The sequence below is a fragment of the Oxynema aestuarii AP17 genome, assembly GCF_012295525.1.
GTDB classification, from domain to species: Bacteria; Cyanobacteriota; Cyanobacteriia; order Cyanobacteriales; family Laspinemataceae; genus Oxynema; species Oxynema aestuarii.
Window position 1 is genome coordinate 2,306,357 of sequence record NZ_CP051167.1, and the last position, 16,575, is coordinate 2,322,931.

The following is a 16,575-nucleotide window of genomic DNA, read 5'->3' on the forward strand; positions in this document are numbered from 1 at the left end:
GCTGCAATTTGCCCGAGATCGATTGACAATTTTACAGGGTGCAATCGATGGGTTCAAACCGCAATTTCAATTATTGAATTAAGCTTTAAGGGTGTCAGCAAATTCGATGACAATTCGATCCAAATTCGAGCCGGACTCAGTAATCTTCCAGAAAGTAAAACACGGATTTTTACCCCGATGCCACCGTTAATTTACCCCAAATTTTAGGGTGCTAGGGAACTTAAAAGATGCGATCGAACGGGGTTTTAAGATCGGATTTCACGACGTTCTACGATGTAAATGAAGGGGATGAAACGATCGAACGGCGAGATCGATCGGCGGGTTTTGATAGGAATTGTTGTAAGTTTTTTAAGTTGTGAATTTTTGATTTTCTAAATTCAATCGTAACTCTCAGGTCGTTGGCCTCGAAAACTGCTCCCTCGATCGGACAAACGAGCAGTTTTCGAGGCCAAAAACTTAGAAAAAGTTAGACCGTCGCCGAGGCCAAATATTGGCGGATCTCCGCAGCGCGATCGCGCGCGCGACGAACGCAATCGCCCACCGCTACCCCGTCACTGTAATTCCCACACAAGTAAAGACCGGGAAACTCCTGCAAGCCGCGATCGATCTGCTCCCAGCGCTGGTGGTGACCCAAGCAATATTGGGGAATTGCCCGCTTCCAGAGATGAACTGCCAACACCTTCGGGTCTACATCTCGCGCGAGCAGCGTTTTGAGTAAATCTCGATGCACGACCCGAACGATCTCGTCTTTCTCTAACTCGGCGATCGCCGGATCCCCCGTGCCCCCAATAAAATTAATCAACAAATTCCAACCCTCCGGCGCCCGCCCGGAAAACAAGGACGAAGACCAAATCGTCCCCAGGGTGCGAATCCCCTGATTTCGGGGAATCAAATTCCCAAAACCATTTAACGGGCGTTTCAACGCCGAAGTGGGATATCCCAACACCACACAAGCCACTGACGGATAGACAAATCCCCGTAAGGCCCGGGCAATCTCCCCGTGGAGGGGATCGAATAAATCAGCCGTCACGTAAGTTGGGGTGGTCAAGACCACACTGCGCGCTTCTACCCGCTTCGGACCGTCCGGCGTCGAAAACTCGGCAATGTAGGTGTGTCGTTCGGTGGGGCGCACGCGAATTAAGTGCCAGTTGAGTTGGACTGCGTCTCCGAGGCGATCGGCGATCGCCTCGGGCAAAGTCGCCAATCCTTGACGAAAAGAACCGAGCTGTCCCCGTTTGGGCTGCGGGACGTTCGGATCTGGGGTGACTTTCGTTTTCGGTTTCTGGCGGCTCGTGCGGACTGCTCCCGCAACCAGTCCGCCCCCTGCTTCTGCCATGCGCGCCACACGCCCAAATGCCGCTCGGGCGCTTAACTGTCGCGGATCTCCGGCATAGACCCCGGACACGAACGGTTCGACTAAGCGCTGCAGCACTTCGCGGCCCAAATGGCGCTCGAAGAAGGAGGCGACAGTTTCCTCGGAACCCACATCGGCCATTGCCGGGGGGACAAACCCCAAAGCACCGAAGAATGCGCGCAGTTTCCCCCGCCAAGTAAGCAGTTTTGAGCTAATGATGGCAGGGGGACTCATGGGAACGGGCATTAATTCTCCCTGCCAGTAGACGAAGCGAGGGAGTTTGCCGTCGGCGAAGACTAATTTATCTTTTAAGCCGACTTCAACGGCTAATTGTAATAACTCTGGGGTCGGCGCAAAACTGTTGGGGCCTTCTTCCCAGAGAAAACCATCTCCCGATGCGGTAACGATGCGACCTCCCACCCGAGCTTGACTTTCGGCGACGAGAACTTTCGCTGAATGGGCGGTGCCGCTCGATTTCTGTTGCAAGTCGAATGCAAGCGTCAGGCCCGTAATGCCCGCACCGACGACGAGGGTATCGAGTAAGGTAGATGGATTCGCTGGTTCACTCATTTCAATAATGTTGACGTTGGATGTTTAGCGGTGACATCCTCCCGACGCTGACCCTGCGGGTACAGCGCGGGCTTCCCAACCGTGCTACGCACCGCTACACTAACGCGATTGGGTATTGCTGGCCCCCGCCACTTGTCTAGGTTATTGAACCCCGACAGATCGACTTGACAGGCGGTTTCCTTTCCCCAGAGTCCCCGATGCTCTTCGATTCTCTACTTTACTACAAGCTATGCCTACGGGTTGCTGCTCTCATCCGCATTGTAGGGCTTTGTCCTTGCCGCCGGGCGGGGAATCGACAAGGGCGAGGGATCCAGGTATCCCGACACTCACCTTTGAGGTAGAGCGCGGGATACCTGGATCCCCGAACCTTCGATTTAATTGAGAGCAGCTCGCTTTCCTATCCCAGGGGGCGCGATCGCGCGAAACTGAATCGCTACGCCGGATTGTGGAATAACGTTTCGAGATACACCCGTGCCGCTCGATGGTAGTTGCGCGATGATTCTGGGGTGCAACTCTCCCCATTTTGCAGTAAAAACAGGGACAGAGCGGCACAAAATACGCGGTCTTGATCCCAATCGGGATGAGTTTCTAAGTATCCTTTGAGCGATTCGTGCAGTTCTTCGGGGATTTCAGCCAGGATGCTGACGTTGGCTTTCATGGGCAACCTCTCCTTGCGCGCGGGGCTGGAACAACCTCGGGTCTGAGGGGTGGCCGATTGGGGCGATTCTCCTGGGGAGATGCTACGCAAACGCCCCCGGTTCCCTCAGCCAATCGAGGCTAGCGGCTTTATTGTGCGCCGAGAAGGGGTGGGATTGTCAACGTTGCGAAATGTTAAAAGTGGCGTTTTTGAGTGTTAACTCTGACGAAATAATAGGCATTTGAGTGCATTTTTTGTTACTTAATTTAACAATTTGACCCCACGGAAGTGGGGACTCGGGCGATCGCGGAGAAATCCCCAACTCCACCAAAAGAGTGCAACTCGACCGGGATAGCTTGTGGAAAAAACTGTTTAATTTGTGGAAAACGACGAACCCCTTGTGGAAACCGATGTGGAATCTTTGGGGAAAACGAGGACGAAGAATAAGAATTGCAAAATTGAGCAAATTCCTGCTTGTAAAGTTATAAGACAGTTTCTTGACGGAGAACCCCTTAATTTTGTAACTTTCGATACAGACAAAATCAAGATTCAGGAAAACTCGGGGAATGTCGAGGGGGAGGCGATCGCCTTCCCCAGTGGATCGGTCATGGCACAAGGGAAGGATAAGTTGATGAAAATTGAAAATCGCCAGGTCGAATTCAAACGAGTGAGAGACCGACTCGATCGCGATCGCTTTCACACCAACACCTGGGTTTTACTCCTACAACGTCCCAGCCCTTTTTGCTACGACGAAGCCTTACTCTTGTGTCGTTATAGCGAAACCGAGTGGCTGACGTGGATTCCCGAATATGGAGAAGCGATCCTACCCGAACGCCAACTTTCACAAAGTTACGAATAAATTTGCTTGATTCTGGAGTTTCGGATTCTCCGAGGGTGCGCCGATGGTGCAATGATGAGAATCCGAAAACAACCCGACTCAACCCATTAACAACACCGTATCGATCGCGTGAATGACGCCGTTATCCGCTTCGATATCCGCCGCGATTACGGTGGCATTTTTCACTTCAAAACCTTCGCTACAATCAATCGCAATTGGCGATCCTTCCACAGAAGTGAGTGATGGCATCTCCTTGAGTTGAGCTTGAGTCAATTTACCCGGAACGACATGATAGGTCAGAATTCGGGTAAGCTGCGGGATATTTTGCAATAAAGTTTGAATCGTTCCCGGGGGAAGTTTGGCAAATGCCGCATCGTTGGGAGCAAAAACGGTAAACGGACCGGGACTTTTGAGAGTTTCGACTAAATTAGCTGCTTTGACGGCGGCAACGAGGGTCTCAAACCCCTCATTGCTGACCGCGATCTCGACAATATCCGCCATCGAATAACCTCCGTTGGTCGTGTATGGATGCTGAATTGCTTAAGAAGATCTTAAGATAATCTTTGAAATTCAGGTTAGTCCGATCGCTCGGATAGGGAAAATTAATGTCTCAGATCCCCGATCTCGAAGGAAAAATCGCGGTTAGATGGGGATTGCGATCGCTGCCGGAGACGTTTACTTTTACGAAGTTCGCAGTCCTGAAGGATACCGCCATCTCGATTTCAAATCCTTTCCCTGGCCGGAGGCGGCCTTAGATGATGCTAGAGAGGAAATCGATCGGCGATCGCAATTTTTGAGATCGGCTCAGAAGCCCTTTAGGGATCGGTAGAGATCGGGGCGAGCGATAGAAATGAAAATTCAGATAAAAACGAGAAAAGATTTAGAGAAGAATTGAGAAAAAAATTAGGAAAGATAGAAGGAAAAACTCTAAAATTTTTACATAAAAAATCAATAAAATTCGATTCAAAATAGATCCTCAAAGGATCTGAGGAGGAGGACGGGGAAGAGGTCGGCGATCGCGAGGGGAGAGAACCCCAGTCAATTTAGAGGGCGATCGCGGGTAGTCAAGGGTTTGAGGGGGAGGTTTGTAAAAACAAGCGAATCAAATTTAATGTCAATTTCTACAAAAAGATGTTAAATTTCAGGAAAAGCGGTGTTTGCTGTTATTGAACGTCGAACAACTCGACCATTGCTACTCAAAAGCTCCAGACTGCGATCGCGCCCCGAGGGCGATTGTTCTCGATCTAGTCGAGCGGGGAATCTAACATGAAAACTGTTCTCATCGTTGAAGATAATCCGATCAACGTCCAAGTTTTTTCCAAAATTTTGACCAAGCGAGGCGGTTTGGCAGTCAAACATACCGAAGATGTCGAAGAAGTGTTGCAAATTGCCCACACCAAAACAGCCGACGTCATTTTAATGGATGTGGCCTTGGCGAACAGTCGCTACCAGGGTCAACCCATCGACGGGGTGCAAATCACCCAAATGCTCAAAGCCGACCCCGCCACTGCGGCATTACCCGTGATTTTAGTAACCGCCAACGCCATGGCAGGCGATCGCGAAGAACTGCTGGCGCAAAGTGGTGCAGATGGTTATATTGCCAAACCCGTGATCGACTATCAAGCCTTTTTATCGGAAATTCTGTCTAAAATCGATCCAAAATAACCTCGATCGAGACCCCCTCACTGGAGCGAGGGAAATTCGAGAGCCGAATTCGGGGCGATCGCACCAGTCCAAACCACCAAATTTCAAGCCCTAGTGGCGTTGTCGTTGGTTTTGGCTAGAATCAGGACTCGACTACCCGACCCGACGGCTGAAAACGAGCATGAATAAAGATCGACGATCGCACTGGACTCCTTGGCGGCGAAGACGGCGAACGATCGCCTCCATCTTACTCGCCTTTTTGACCTGCTTAATCCTAGTGAGTGAGGCTCGTGGAACCAGCAACCTGAATCTTCCTCCAGAATCGGCGATCGCCGTGTCCGAGTCGGTCGAAAACCCCCGGGAATTGTTCGCGAAGGGGCAGTACGCGCAAGCGGCGCGCTTGTGGGAACAGGCGGCCACTCGCGCAGACGATCGCCTCGATCGCGCCTTGAGTTTGACCTATCTGAGTTTGGCCTATCGCGAATTAGGGGATTGGTCCGCCGCGCGGGAGACGATCTCACGATGTTTTGAACTTCTCGAAACGTCGCCGTCGGGGGTTCGCGAAGCGTCTCCCCAGGAGAATCGCCGCGAAGCTGCCATTTTAGCGAAAGCGACCAACGCCCGAGCCTCGGTGTGGTTTGCCATGGGCGATCTCGAAGGGGCGGTTCAGACCTGGGAGTTAGCGCGCGATCGCTACGCGGCCCTCGGCGATCGCCTCGGGGTACTCGGCAGTCAAATCAACCAAGCACAAGCCTTGCAAATGTTGGGAGACTACCGACAGGCAAATCTACTGTTAGAAGAAGTAGAAACTCAACTCCAGCAACAGACCGATTTATCCCTGAGTGCGACGGGGTGGCAAAGTTTGGCGTTAGCCGTGCAGCACGCGGGGGAATTCGAGCGCGCTCGCGAACTGCTCGAAAAAAGCCATCAATTGTTCGAGCGCCTCAATTCTCCCAATCCCCTCGCCACCAGTTGGATCGATCGGGGTAACAACGCCCATTTGCTCGGCGACGACGACGGCGCGATCGCCTATTACCAGAAAGCCGCCGCGACGGCGACTCGTCCCTTATTACGGGTTCAAGCCAGACTCAACCACCTGCATTTACTGATCCCCCAGGATCGCCATGCCGAAATCGAAGCCTTGTTAGCGGTTCTCGAACCGGAACTCAACGCCCTCGATGGGGGAGGACGGGAGGAAATTTACGCCCGCGTCAACTACGCGATCGCGATTTTAAACGATCCCCAACAGAAGTATTACGATCGCCTCGCCGACGCGGGCGAACGGTTAGGGCGATCCTTTAGAGAAGCCCGACAACTCGGCGATCCGATCGCCCAATCCTATACCCTCGGCACCCTCGGAGAGCTTTACGAACGTACCGGACAACTCGACAGCGCGCGATCGTTGTTCGACCGAGCCCTCGCTCTGGCGTTGCACAGTCACGCCGACCATATTGCCTATCGCTGGCAGTGGGGTTTGGGACGGGTGCTAGGGCGCACGGGCGATCTCGACGGGGCGATCGCCGCCTATGGCGAAGCGGTCAATACCTTACAATCCTTGCGCCGGGAACTGGTCGCTATCAGTCAGGAAGTCCAGTTTTCCTTCCGCGAACGAGTCGAACCGATTTATCGCGAATTTGTCGATCTGCTCCTGCAACCGAGACCCAATGGCGCTGCGATCGCCGTAGGGGAGATTCGCGAATCTCCCCTACGGCTCAAACAAGCCCTGAAAACCCTAGAAAACCTGCAACTGATCGAATTAGAAAACTTCTTGCAACAGCCGTGTTTGCAGGCGAAACCGCAACCGATCGCGGGTCTCGACCGCCATGCTGCGGTGATTTATCCGATCTTGCTCGATCGCCGTCTGGCGATCGTCGTTTCCCTCCCGGACGGAACCCTGAGCTATCACGAAACCCTCGTGTCCCAGACCGAAGTCGAGGAAACGGTCGAAGAACTGTTGCGATCGCTCAATCCGGCCCTTTCCGACCGCAAACGCCTGCAACTGTCCGAGCAACTCTATCGCTGGCTGCTCGCTCCCCTAGAACCCGAACTCGTTCGCGCCGAGATCGAAACCCTGGTGTTCGTCTTGGAAGGAGCGTTAAAAAATCTGCCGATGGCGGTTCTTTACGACGGCGAACGCTACGCGATCGATAAATACGCCCTCGCCGTGGCCCCGGGACTGCAACTACTCGGCGACACCTCCCTAACCCCCCATTCCTTACAGGTGATTGCCGGGGGATTGGCCCAAGGTCGGCGCGGCTTTTCTCCCTTACCGGGGGTCAAATTAGAATTAGAAAAAATTGCAGCCTATACCGAGACTCAAACCTTTCTCGACGAAGCGTTTACCTCGACGATGCTGCAAAAACAAGTGGAGGATTTACCCTTTCGCGTCTTGCATCTGGCAACCCACGGCCAGTTCAGTTCTCGTCGGGAAGAAACCTATATTCTCACCTGGGACGACCGTCTCGATCTCGAAGAGTTCAGCCAACTTTTAGAAAGTCGTCAGGAGCCGTATAAAACTCCCATTGAATTATTAGTGTTAAGTGCCTGTCAAACCGCACTCGGGGACAAACGAGCGGCGCTCGGTTTGGCCGGGGTGGCGGTCAACTCCGGCGCCCGCAGTACGGTAGCGAGTTTGTGGTCCGTTCACGACGGCTCGACGGCGATGCTGATGGAAAAGTTTTACGAGTTTCTGGCTCGACCTCAAACCAGCAAGGCGCAAGCACTGCGTCAGGCGCAATTATTTTTAAAAGAACAGTCCTCATACGAGCATCCTTTTTATTGGGCGGCCTTCGTATTAGTCGGTCACTGGTCTTGACAAAATTAAGCGCTTAGAATTGAGGAGTTAAGGAGGATCGATCGAGTAGGGCGATCGCCGATCTCCACGTCGGTGAAGTTGTAAAACAAGTGGGACTTTAGAATCAGAATCTTTCATATAGTCGTTAACAAACCGTGTAAGGAAGAGGAAAATGATGAGCCGTCAGTCAAAGGTTTGGTCTGCAATCCTGCTCGGGATTGGACTGAGTATCGCTCCGATCGCGATCGCTCCAGTCTTGGCCCGACCCCTTGCGGTGGATCTGAATAGATTTACAGTATTGGGTTTTTTCGAGCCTCCCGGAGAAGGCGAACCGGAACAAACCGAAGGGGCCGGAACTCGTCCCGCTTCTGTGGGCCTGTGTCCGGGGGATCTCCCCACGGAAAACGCCTCGTTAACCCCATTAGTTCCCCATCGCGACCAAGCGTTGAGTGCGCGAGAACGTCCGACCTTCTTTGTTTACATTCCCGAAACCTCCGCCCGTCAGGCGGTGTTTACCCTGCGCGACGAGGGGGAAAGCTATTATTACGAGCAGTCGATCGCCATCGAGCGCTCCCCAGGAGTCATCGAAATTACACTCCCCGCCGACGCACCGGGATTGGTGGCCGATCGCGATTACACCTGGTTCCTCAGCGTCGCCTGCGATCGCGCCTTGCGTCCCGGAGATCCGATGGTTTCCGGACATGTCAGACGGGTAATGGCGGATCCGTCACTCTCCAATCCCGGTCGCGAGACAAGCACTTCGGTTCCCCAGGAGGGCACCGCTTGGCACGCACAATTGACCCCTTATTTGCAAAATCATTTGTGGTACGATGCGCTCGCGATCGCGGCCCAGTGGCGCCAGTCGCCAGCGACGGACAATCAAGATCGGATTTGGGAACAACTGCTCGAATCGGTCGGTTTGGAGAAGATAGCCGGAGAACCCAGGATCCCACTCAATGCCAGTTCTTCTCCTCGCTAAAATTCTCGGTATAGATAGAGCATGTCAGTCGTGCGAGGCTTCAACAAGGATCGTTGGCAATACGGAGGGCGCGTTACTCTGACTAGTCTAATCGTCGCTACGTTAACCGTGGTGACCAGTGGACTCGGGGTTTTTGAATTTATCGAACTGAACCTTTTAGACCACTTTTTTCAGTGGCGATCCCTCGAAGTACCCGATCGCCGAATTACCCTCGTCACGGTGGACGAAGCGGATATCGAATTCTTACAAAAATGGCCGATGAGCGATCGCGTTTTGGCCGAGGCGATCGCCCATCTCAAAGTTTACAAACCTCGGGCGATCGGGGTCGATCTCTATCGTAATTTGGCGGTCGAACCCGGTTCCGACGAACTTCAAGAAATTTACCGCTCGACACCTTATTTAATCGGTATTGAAAAAGTTGTCGGGAACAAGATTCCCCCGGCGCCAACTTTGGCGCACTTAGAACAAATTGGTTTTTCCGATATCGTTTTAGATCCCGATGGAAAAGTACGGCGGCATTTAATGTCTATTCATCGGAACGAGACGATGAAAAGTAGTTTGTCCGTTCAACTCGCCCTGTTGTATTTGAAAGCTGAAGGGATTACGCCGGAAATTGTCGATTCCAAGACGAAAACTTATCGTTTGGGTCGGGCTGTTTTAAAACCTTTGTCCAGTCATGGCGGTGGCTACAGTAATATCGATACCGGGGGCTATCAAATGCTCTTGAATTTTCGTGGCGATCGCGACCAATTTACCTGTATTTCCCTCACCGATGTCCTGGAAAATCGGTTTTCTCGGGAGTTAATCCACGATCGCGTGGTCTTGATCGGGGCGATCGCGCCGAGTCTCAAAGATATTTTCCACACCCCTTATAACACCAAAAATGCCACCTTTGACAACCGTTTGGCAATGGAAGGGCCGATCGTTCATGCCAATGCGATCAGTCAATTACTCGGTGCTGCCCTGGACGGTCGTCCCCTCCTGTTAACGGTCAGTCAAATTCAGGAAAAATTATGGATTGTACTGTGGGCGGGCTTAGGTTCGATCGGCAGTTTTTTAGTATTAAATAGTAAGTTTTTCAAGAAAAAAAAGATCGGCATCGGTCGGATTTTACTGGCGGAAATTACCGTCGGCAATCTCGGCGCGATCGCCACGAGTTACTGGCTTTTTTTAAACGGTTGGTGGTTGCCGAGTTTTACCCCGGCGATCGCCTTGAGTGCGGCGGTGTTGGCCGTTGCTTTCGACTATACGCGACAGTGGAAAAATTTAGCTTTTATCGACGGACTGACTCAAGTCGCCAATCGGCGCTATTTTGACGAGTATTTACAACAGGAATGGCGCCGTCATGCCAGCGATCGCAAAAGCTTATCTCTGATTTTGTGCGATGTCGATTATTTCAAACGTTATAACGATACCTACGGACATCTCGAAGGCGATCGTTGCTTGCAAGAAGTGGCACGGGCGATCGAACGGGCCGTGAGGGCCGGAGATTTTGTCGCCCGCTACGGGGGCGAGGAATTTGCGGTAATTTTAGGCAATACCGATGCCCAAACCGCTCTCGGCGTGGCCGATCGCATCCGCACTCGCGTGCGATCGTTGGCACTTCCTCATGCGACCTCGGAAATTAACGAGGTGGTCACCCTCAGTTGTGGGGTCGCCACGTCGATCCCCGATTGGCAATCGGACCCCAGCGATCCGATCGCGATCGCCGATCGCGGCTTGTACGAGGCGAAGCGACAGGGTCGCGATTGCGTCTCCCTCGGCTCTCCCCCCGTCGGCGATCGCTGCAAGTGAAGCACCGAGACCCCTCTCGTTAACTGGGGGAACCTGCCGGACCGTCAAAGCCCAAATACCCTCGGGGCGTCACGATCCAGTCTCCATGCCGTCGCGTGCTGCGGTTGCCGATTAACACGGTGGTTAACATGTCGATCTCACAAGTGAAGAGGCGATCGAGGGTCGTCAGCTCGATGCGCTCGTCTTCGCGATACGCCGATCGCACCAACGCCACCGGGGTATCCGGCGATCGCTCCTCTAGCAAGATTTGCCGCGCGATCGCGATCTGTTCCGTGCGGCTGCGCGATTTCGGATTGTACAGGGCCACGACAAAATCCGCCGCCGCCGCCGCTCGCAAGCGCTTCTCGATGACCTCCCACGGCGTCAGTAAGTCGCTCAAGCTGATCGCACAAAAATCGTGCATTAACGGCGTTCCCACCCGCGCCGCCGCCGCGTTGACGGCGCTAATCCCGGGCAACACTTCGACTTTTGGCGTTTTACCGTCCCAACCCTTCGCGGCGAGCTGTTCTAACACCAATCCCGCCATGCCGTAAATTCCCGCATCTCCCGAGGAAATCACCGCCACTTTTAAACCCCGATCGGCTAAGGCGATCGCCCGTTCGGCCCGTTCTCGTTCTCGGGTAATCGGCAAGGATTCAACGATTTGACCGGGACGCAATAAGGGAGATACTAAGTCTACGTAAAGAGTATAACCCACGATCGCATCGGCTCCGGCGATCGCCATTTGAGCGGCGGGGGTCATCAGCTCCAGGGAACCCGGCCCGGTGCCGACGAGCCACAACTGACCCGGGCGATCGCTGTATTCCCGTCGTGCACGGGAGATCGCCACCGTCGCCGCCCCCGGTTCGCCGTCGATGCGGCAGATTTGCTTGGACACGACCAGCGCTTCGGCCCATTCGCTGGCTCCGGCGGCCCTCAATGCTGCGGCTTCCGCCACGCTGGGGGTGCCGACTTCAGCCTCGACGACGGCGGAGGGGGTGGGAACGGCGATCGCTCGCAACTCCGACCCCTCGAAGGTTTTTAAGGGCCAGTGGCGATCGCGACTCAGTTCGAGTAAGCCGATTTCGTCGGCTTTGAGGGCGATCGTGGCCAGTCCGGCGATCGCCTCGGGCGCCAACCCCGCTTGGGATAAGGCCCGCTCGATACCCGTCTCGATAACGCGAGCTGAGGTTCCCCGTTCGCAGCCGACCCCCACCCACAACACACGCGGATGCCACCGGATTTCGGGGATCTCGGGTTCGGGATGGGTCGGGACGCGGCGATCGCTTATCCAGATGCGGGCGCCAAGGTCGGCAACGGGGGGCATCGGCTTCAATCCCTCGCCGACAAAGGGATGAGATGGCGGCAGATGCTGCTGCCAAATCTTCCAGCCGACCTCCTGCACGACTTCGACCGCTTCAGAGCGCGCGATCGCCGCACTCGCCGCATTCCAGTCCCCGACCCCCCGTTGCCAGCCGAAGGGTTCGCCCAAAACATCCGCACCGGGCAATCCCAGGGCGTTCGATGCCCCGGTCAACACTGCGGTGGCGCCCAGTTGGCGGGCGATCGACTCGGCGAGGCGATCGGCCCCCCGTTGATGTCCGCCACACAAGCTGATGACGTATTTACCCCCTTCGTCGATAACGACGATCGCCGGATCTTGTTGTTTGTTTTGTAATAAGGGGGCGATCGAGCGCACGACGGCCCCGGTCGCCAAGCAAAAAACAAGGGCGCGGGTCTCGTTCCAGATCGCGCTCAAATGGTCTTTGAGAGAACCGGAGTAAACCCGAGTACGGGGCATTTCGCCGAGGGCTTCGCCGACCCAAAGGGTCATCTGAGGATCTTCCCCCAGCCGTTGCAAGCATCGGACGCCTCGTGGGGTGGTCGCTATGGCTGCAATGGGTTGAAATTCTTCTAATACAGAGGCCATGGTTGGCGATCGCTCCTCAAAATAGTTTGCTCAGTTCGCGATCATTTTTAAGCATGAAGGGTTCGCAGGGGAAGCCGTCAGAGGTTAGCGGGTGCAAGGACAGCGCCACTTTCTCAATCTCAAATCTCTCAAAATCCTGCCAAAACGCATAATAATAGGGCTTCGGTCCACTCGACGACGGCGCCGTAAGTATCTCCGGTATGACCGCCGAGTTGCTGGTTAAACCACGCTCCGGTGAGAATGGCGATCGCGCTGCCCGCACTCGCCATCCCGATCGCCAAACTCCAGTCCCCACCGCCGACCGACCCTTGAATGACGCTCAGGGCGATCGCGATCGCCAAACCGGGCAGTAAATCCCACGGCGAGTGCATCGATTCTTTATGAAAGGCTCCTTTTCCCGTGGCTTTCAAGTACGGATAGCGGGCGATCGCCACCAATTGTCCCCAGCGTCCCCAGGTGGCGGCAGCCATCAGGGCGATCGCGCGGGAACTGTCCAAATCGTTGAGGGCGGCGGTTTTCAGCAAGATGATGGCGATCGCTGCCATCGTGCCGAAGGCGCCCGTCCGGCTGTCTGCCATCACTTCCAATCGGCGTTGGGGATCCTGGACGGCGAGTCCGTCGGCGGTATCCATGGCTCCATCGAGGTGCAGTCCCCCGGTGATCGCGATCCAAATGCCGACGATTAAGACGGTGCGCGTTAAGATAGGCATGTCGAGCAGATGCAACAGGGCATCGAACAAGGCTAGCAAGGCTCCGACGCCCAAGCCGACGGCGGGAGCGAAGCGGGCAATACCGCGAAACTCTAGGGTCCAACTGAGCGGCACGGGCAAACAGGTATAAAAGGCGATCGCGGCGGCGAGTCCCGCCCCCAATTTTTTGCTGGTTTGGACGATCGCCTCCCAAAAGTGAGGCTTGTATTTATCCATTTCAGGCTCTCGATTTCTCACTACACGAGTTGTAGACCTCACCCGAGCGGCGACGGTGTTCTCCCCCGCCGATGTCCGTTGATGAGTATTCCTGCTGGATAGGGCGATCGGGTCGCCCACGGGCGATCGAATCGACTTGCGATTTTTCAGCCATTTTACGGATACCTCCCATCGAGAACCTGTGCCAGAATTGTATCGATCGTGCCGGGTCTAAATTCGATCCGGTTCGCCATCGAAACACAAAAACTTTTAACGACTCCCTCTTGATGCCCGCCATCAAATTCTTTTCTGAATTTTGGAGGGGTAAAGATTGTACACCAAAGGTGGTTTTTTACCATGAATCACGATCCATTCAATACCAGGGTGCCACCTCCTTGCATTGTGGATACTGGTATTGTCGTCAACAAACAAGATATGCTCAGAGTCCTCGGGGATTTGGGGCGAGTTCGTTACGTCCACTGGTACGGCAACCAACTGCACAGTGAAGGGGACGGTTACATTATGGAAGTATTTGCCGATCCCAACCGCTCGACCTTGATCGCCAACCACGGGATTTATCTTAACGTCTGTAGTTTTGACTGTCTCGAACTCCAACAAGCTCCGGATTCTCAATCTTATTTTGATTTAATTCAAGAGGGGCAAGTTTTGCGCTTAATTCCTCTCTCTAACCCGCTCCAGGATCGCGCCGCTCGCCAAATCGAAACCTCCACTCTCGAAGCGGTTTTACGGGAAGTGATTTCGGCGAAACTCGATGCCGAAATTGACGACGAAGGCCCATTATTGTTTTGACAAGAGGCAGGAAACGAGGAAAGATTGAAAAGCTATCTAGATTAACCGCGAAATTTGGGTCACCATTTTACGTTTAACACCCAGGCAAAGTGCAGCCACACCGAGGCGAGGGCTGGACGGTTCGAGACGCCGCACGGCTCGGTAGAAACACCGATATTTATGCCTGTAGGAACTTTGGCAACCGTGAAAACGCTGACGCCAGCGCAGTTACGATCGACGGGGGCGCAGATGGTGTTGGCCAATACGTATCATTTACACCTCCAACCGGGGGAACGCATCGTGGCGAAAGCAGGTGGACTGCACGAGTTTATGCAGTGGACTGGCCCGATGCTGACGGATTCCGGTGGATTTCAAGTTTTTAGTTTGAGTTCTTTACGGACGATCGCGGAAAAAGGAGTGACGTTTCGATCGCCGCGCGACGGTCGCACGATCGAGTTGACGCCGGAAAAGTCGATCCAGATCCAACATGCCCTCGGCGCGGACGTCATTATGGCGTTTGACGAATGTCCGCCCTATCCGGCGACCTGGGAGGAGGTGGAGTTAGCCACGGCCCGAACCTATCGCTGGTTGGAACGGTGCATCGCCGTCCACGACCCGCGCGATCGCGCTTTATTCGGGATCGTCCAAGGTGGCGTTTACCCGGATTTGCGCGCCGAGGCGGCCCGGTCTCTGGCGAAGTTGGATTTACCCGGCTACGCGATTGGCGGGGTCAGCGTCGGGGAACCGCCGGAATTAATTGAAAAAATTGTTAAGGTGACCGCGCCCCATTTACCCGCAGACAAGCCCCGGTATTTGATGGGGGTGGGAACGCCGAGGGAAATGGTTCGGGCGATCGCGGCGGGGGTAGATTTGTTCGATTGCGTGATTCCGACGCGCTGGGCTCGTCACGGTGCGGTGTTGGTGGGCGGCGATCGCTGGAATATTAAAAATGCCCGCTTTACGGAAGATTTTACCCCCCTCGACGGGGACTGTCCCTGTTATACTTGCCAGAACTTCAGCCGCGCTTATCTCAATCACTTGTGGCGATCGCGCGAAATTTTGGTTTATACTTTGCTCTCCATTCACAATATCACCGAGTTAATGCGCTTCACTCGCCGCATTCGCGAGGCGATCGCAGGCGATCGCTTTGCTGAAGAATTTGCCAGTTGGCTCGCTGCCGCTCCCTCGTAAAAATAAAAATCAGATCGCCAACCATGTTAAAATCTGTTTCAATTATGAAATCTGTGTTGGAGAGGTAGATATCAAGATGGAAGCAGCAATGCTGTTGGCAAAACTGCCGGAAGCTTATTCAATCTTCGATCCGCTCGTCGATGTCATGCCAGTTATTCCGGTGTTTTTCTTGCTGCTGGCTTTTGTTTGGCAAGCTGCAGTCGGTTTCAAATAAATCGAATTCTCGCTTTACGGGCTTTCCTGGGGCGCCGCGATCGGCGCCCTTTTTCAGCAATGGGGTTCAATTACGAATGAGAACGCGCGCCGATCGTCTTTTTAAACGCCGGGCGATCGCCAATTCGTTGTAGGTAATCCTTCAACGCCGGATATTCGTTGAAATCGAAATTCAACATCAAGCTCGCATAAATTAACATCGACCCCACGGCGATATCGGCTACCCCAAATTCATCGCCGATAATATAGGAATGTTGCCCCAAAATTTCATCGAGCGGACTCAACAAACGCCGCGCTTCGCGATCGCGACTCGATTCGACAAACAACCCCGGACCGAGGGTTGCATTCGCAAACAGCACCCACTGACAAATTTCTGCTTCTTCCGTCACCGATCTCGATGCTCGACCGTATTTTTGGGATAAATAAATTAGAATCGCTCCCGATTCCCACAGCTTGAAATCGCCATCGACAATTCCGGGAACTTTCCCCATCGGATTGATCCCTAAATATTCCGGTTGTAAATGTTCTCCGCCCTGCATGTCGAGGAAAACAAATTCGTAATCGATCCCTAATTCTTCTAAATACCACTGCACGATCGAAGCCCGACTGCGGGCGCCACCATAGAGTTTTAACACCAATCACGCTCCTGAGTAAAAACTCTTACTATTGTAGGTTTTTGAGAGGCAATTGGGTTTTTCTCCGGGATCTCTTTCTCCTCGGGTGGCTAAAATCCTGCCAGGGAATCAAAGGGTAAAGCGACGCAAAATAACAAACCCGCCCCTTACTCGCTAAGTCATCTCCTTTCCTTCTCAAGCTTTCCTAGAGTTGCACTCACTCGAACTCAATCGGTCAGTTGCATTGCTCTCTATTTGCTAAATAAGGAGATATTAGTCTTCAGGTCGGGTTTGTTCGTTTGACGAGACAGATGTGTAATGAAACAGCGTTTACCTCTTCAGTG

Annotated in this window: 15 protein-coding genes; 9 read left to right on the top strand and 6 right to left on the bottom strand. The window is 53.7% G+C overall.

Annotated elements, in window-relative coordinates; all coding sequences use genetic code 11:
• Positions 1–466: 466 nt before the first annotated feature.
• A complete protein-coding gene (gene hemG, locus HCG48_RS09365; RefSeq protein ID WP_168568922.1) occupies positions 467–1,924 on the bottom strand; it encodes a protoporphyrinogen oxidase in 1,458 nt (485 codons plus the stop codon).
• Positions 1,925–2,357: 433 nt separating this feature from the next.
• A complete protein-coding gene (locus HCG48_RS09370) occupies positions 2,358–2,582 on the bottom strand; it encodes a DUF2811 domain-containing protein (RefSeq protein WP_168568923.1) in 225 nt (74 codons plus the stop codon).
• A 610-nt stretch (positions 2,583–3,192) separates the two neighbouring features.
• Here HCG48_RS09370 and HCG48_RS09375 point away from each other — a divergent pair.
• Positions 3,193–3,420, top strand: coding sequence for a hypothetical protein (locus tag HCG48_RS09375; protein WP_168568924.1), 228 nt, complete (start codon positions 3,193–3,195; stop codon positions 3,418–3,420).
• A gap of 78 nt (positions 3,421–3,498) precedes the next feature.
• Here HCG48_RS09375 and HCG48_RS09380 read toward each other — a convergent pair whose 3' ends face one another.
• Complete coding sequence (locus HCG48_RS09380) at positions 3,499–3,900, bottom strand: CO2 hydration-associated protein CupS (RefSeq protein WP_168568925.1); 402 nt, start codon at positions 3,898–3,900, stop codon at positions 3,499–3,501.
• 145 nt (positions 3,901–4,045) lie between these two features.
• Here HCG48_RS09380 and HCG48_RS09385 point away from each other — a divergent pair, with 145 nt between their 5' ends.
• The 5 genes from HCG48_RS09385 (at position 4,046) to HCG48_RS09405 (ending at position 10,610) form a co-directional block, all read left to right on the top strand.
• Positions 4,046–4,228, top strand: a complete 183-nt coding sequence (locus HCG48_RS09385; protein ID WP_168568926.1) for a hypothetical protein — start codon at positions 4,046–4,048, stop codon at positions 4,226–4,228.
• Between the two features lie 437 nt (positions 4,229–4,665).
• On the top strand, positions 4,666–5,064 hold the full coding sequence (locus HCG48_RS09390) for a response regulator (protein ID WP_168568927.1): 399 nt from the start codon (positions 4,666–4,668) through the stop codon (positions 5,062–5,064).
• Between the two features lie 160 nt (positions 5,065–5,224).
• Complete coding sequence (locus HCG48_RS09395; RefSeq protein WP_168568928.1) at positions 5,225–7,858, top strand: CHAT domain-containing protein; 2,634 nt, start codon at positions 5,225–5,227, stop codon at positions 7,856–7,858.
• Between the two features lie 154 nt (positions 7,859–8,012).
• Complete coding sequence (locus tag HCG48_RS09400) at positions 8,013–8,816, top strand: DUF928 domain-containing protein (protein ID WP_168568929.1); 804 nt, start codon at positions 8,013–8,015, stop codon at positions 8,814–8,816.
• 21 nt (positions 8,817–8,837) lie between these two features.
• Positions 8,838–10,610 carry a CHASE2 domain-containing protein gene (locus HCG48_RS09405; protein WP_168568930.1) on the top strand — a complete coding sequence of 591 codons (1,773 nt, stop codon included), beginning with the start codon at positions 8,838–8,840 and terminating at the stop codon, positions 10,608–10,610.
• 19 nt (positions 10,611–10,629) lie between these two features.
• On the opposite strand, the gene cobJ is transcribed toward HCG48_RS09405, so the two are convergent.
• Together cobJ and cobS are read right to left on the bottom strand one after the other, a co-directional pair.
• The gene (gene cobJ, locus HCG48_RS09410; protein WP_168568931.1) at positions 10,630–12,519 is read right to left on the bottom strand and encodes a precorrin-3B C(17)-methyltransferase; all 1,890 of its coding nucleotides are present in this window, start codon (positions 12,517–12,519) and stop codon (positions 10,630–10,632) included.
• 128 nt (positions 12,520–12,647) lie between these two features.
• Positions 12,648–13,445 carry an adenosylcobinamide-GDP ribazoletransferase gene (gene cobS / locus HCG48_RS09415; RefSeq protein ID WP_168568932.1) on the bottom strand — a complete coding sequence of 266 codons (798 nt, stop codon included), beginning with the start codon at positions 13,443–13,445 and terminating at the stop codon, positions 12,648–12,650.
• Between the two features lie 336 nt (positions 13,446–13,781).
• On the opposite strand from cobS, the gene HCG48_RS09420 reads away from it, so the two are divergent.
• The 3 genes from HCG48_RS09420 to HCG48_RS09430 all read left to right on the top strand — a co-directional run bounded on the left by HCG48_RS09420 (position 13,782) and on the right by HCG48_RS09430 (position 15,618).
• Positions 13,782–14,234: a hypothetical protein gene (locus HCG48_RS09420; RefSeq protein ID WP_168568933.1), complete on the top strand. Its 453-nt coding sequence runs from the start codon at positions 13,782–13,784 to the stop codon at positions 14,232–14,234.
• A 54-nt stretch (positions 14,235–14,288) separates the two neighbouring features.
• Positions 14,289–15,404: a tRNA guanosine(34) transglycosylase Tgt gene (gene tgt / locus HCG48_RS09425; protein ID WP_168568934.1), complete on the top strand. Its 1,116-nt coding sequence runs from the start codon at positions 14,289–14,291 to the stop codon at positions 15,402–15,404.
• Between the two features lie 76 nt (positions 15,405–15,480).
• Complete coding sequence (locus HCG48_RS09430) at positions 15,481–15,618, top strand: photosystem II reaction center protein K (RefSeq protein ID WP_168568935.1); 138 nt, start codon at positions 15,481–15,483, stop codon at positions 15,616–15,618.
• A gap of 70 nt (positions 15,619–15,688) precedes the next feature.
• On the opposite strand, the gene HCG48_RS09435 is transcribed toward HCG48_RS09430, so the two are convergent.
• Positions 15,689–16,252 (bottom strand): glutathione S-transferase family protein, encoded by a 564-nt coding sequence (locus HCG48_RS09435; protein ID WP_168568936.1) that lies wholly within the window; start codon positions 16,250–16,252, stop codon positions 15,689–15,691.
• Positions 16,253–16,575 lie beyond the last annotated feature (323 nt).

Bases quoted from the DNA above. Each gene is read 5' to 3' on its own strand.
- hemG (WP_168568922.1), bottom strand. From the start codon at position 1,924: ATGAGTGAACCAGCGAATCCATCTACCTTACTCGATACCCTCGTCGTC.
- HCG48_RS09370 (WP_168568923.1), bottom strand. From the start codon at position 2,582: ATGAAAGCCAACGTCAGCATCCTGGCTGAAATCCCCGAAGAACTGCAC.
- HCG48_RS09375 (WP_168568924.1), top strand. From the start codon at position 3,193: ATGAAAATTGAAAATCGCCAGGTCGAATTCAAACGAGTGAGAGACCGA.
- HCG48_RS09380 (WP_168568925.1), bottom strand. From the start codon at position 3,900: ATGGCGGATATTGTCGAGATCGCGGTCAGCAATGAGGGGTTTGAGACC.
- HCG48_RS09385 (WP_168568926.1), top strand. From the start codon at position 4,046: ATGGGGATTGCGATCGCTGCCGGAGACGTTTACTTTTACGAAGTTCGC.
- HCG48_RS09390 (WP_168568927.1), top strand. From the start codon at position 4,666: ATGAAAACTGTTCTCATCGTTGAAGATAATCCGATCAACGTCCAAGTT.
- HCG48_RS09395 (WP_168568928.1), top strand. From the start codon at position 5,225: ATGAATAAAGATCGACGATCGCACTGGACTCCTTGGCGGCGAAGACGG.
- HCG48_RS09400 (WP_168568929.1), top strand. From the start codon at position 8,013: ATGAGCCGTCAGTCAAAGGTTTGGTCTGCAATCCTGCTCGGGATTGGA.
- HCG48_RS09405 (WP_168568930.1), top strand. From the start codon at position 8,838: ATGTCAGTCGTGCGAGGCTTCAACAAGGATCGTTGGCAATACGGAGGG.
- cobJ (WP_168568931.1), bottom strand. From the start codon at position 12,519: ATGGCCTCTGTATTAGAAGAATTTCAACCCATTGCAGCCATAGCGACC.
- cobS (WP_168568932.1), bottom strand. From the start codon at position 13,445: ATGGATAAATACAAGCCTCACTTTTGGGAGGCGATCGTCCAAACCAGC.
- HCG48_RS09420 (WP_168568933.1), top strand. From the start codon at position 13,782: ATGAATCACGATCCATTCAATACCAGGGTGCCACCTCCTTGCATTGTG.
- HCG48_RS09430 (WP_168568935.1), top strand. From the start codon at position 15,481: ATGGAAGCAGCAATGCTGTTGGCAAAACTGCCGGAAGCTTATTCAATC.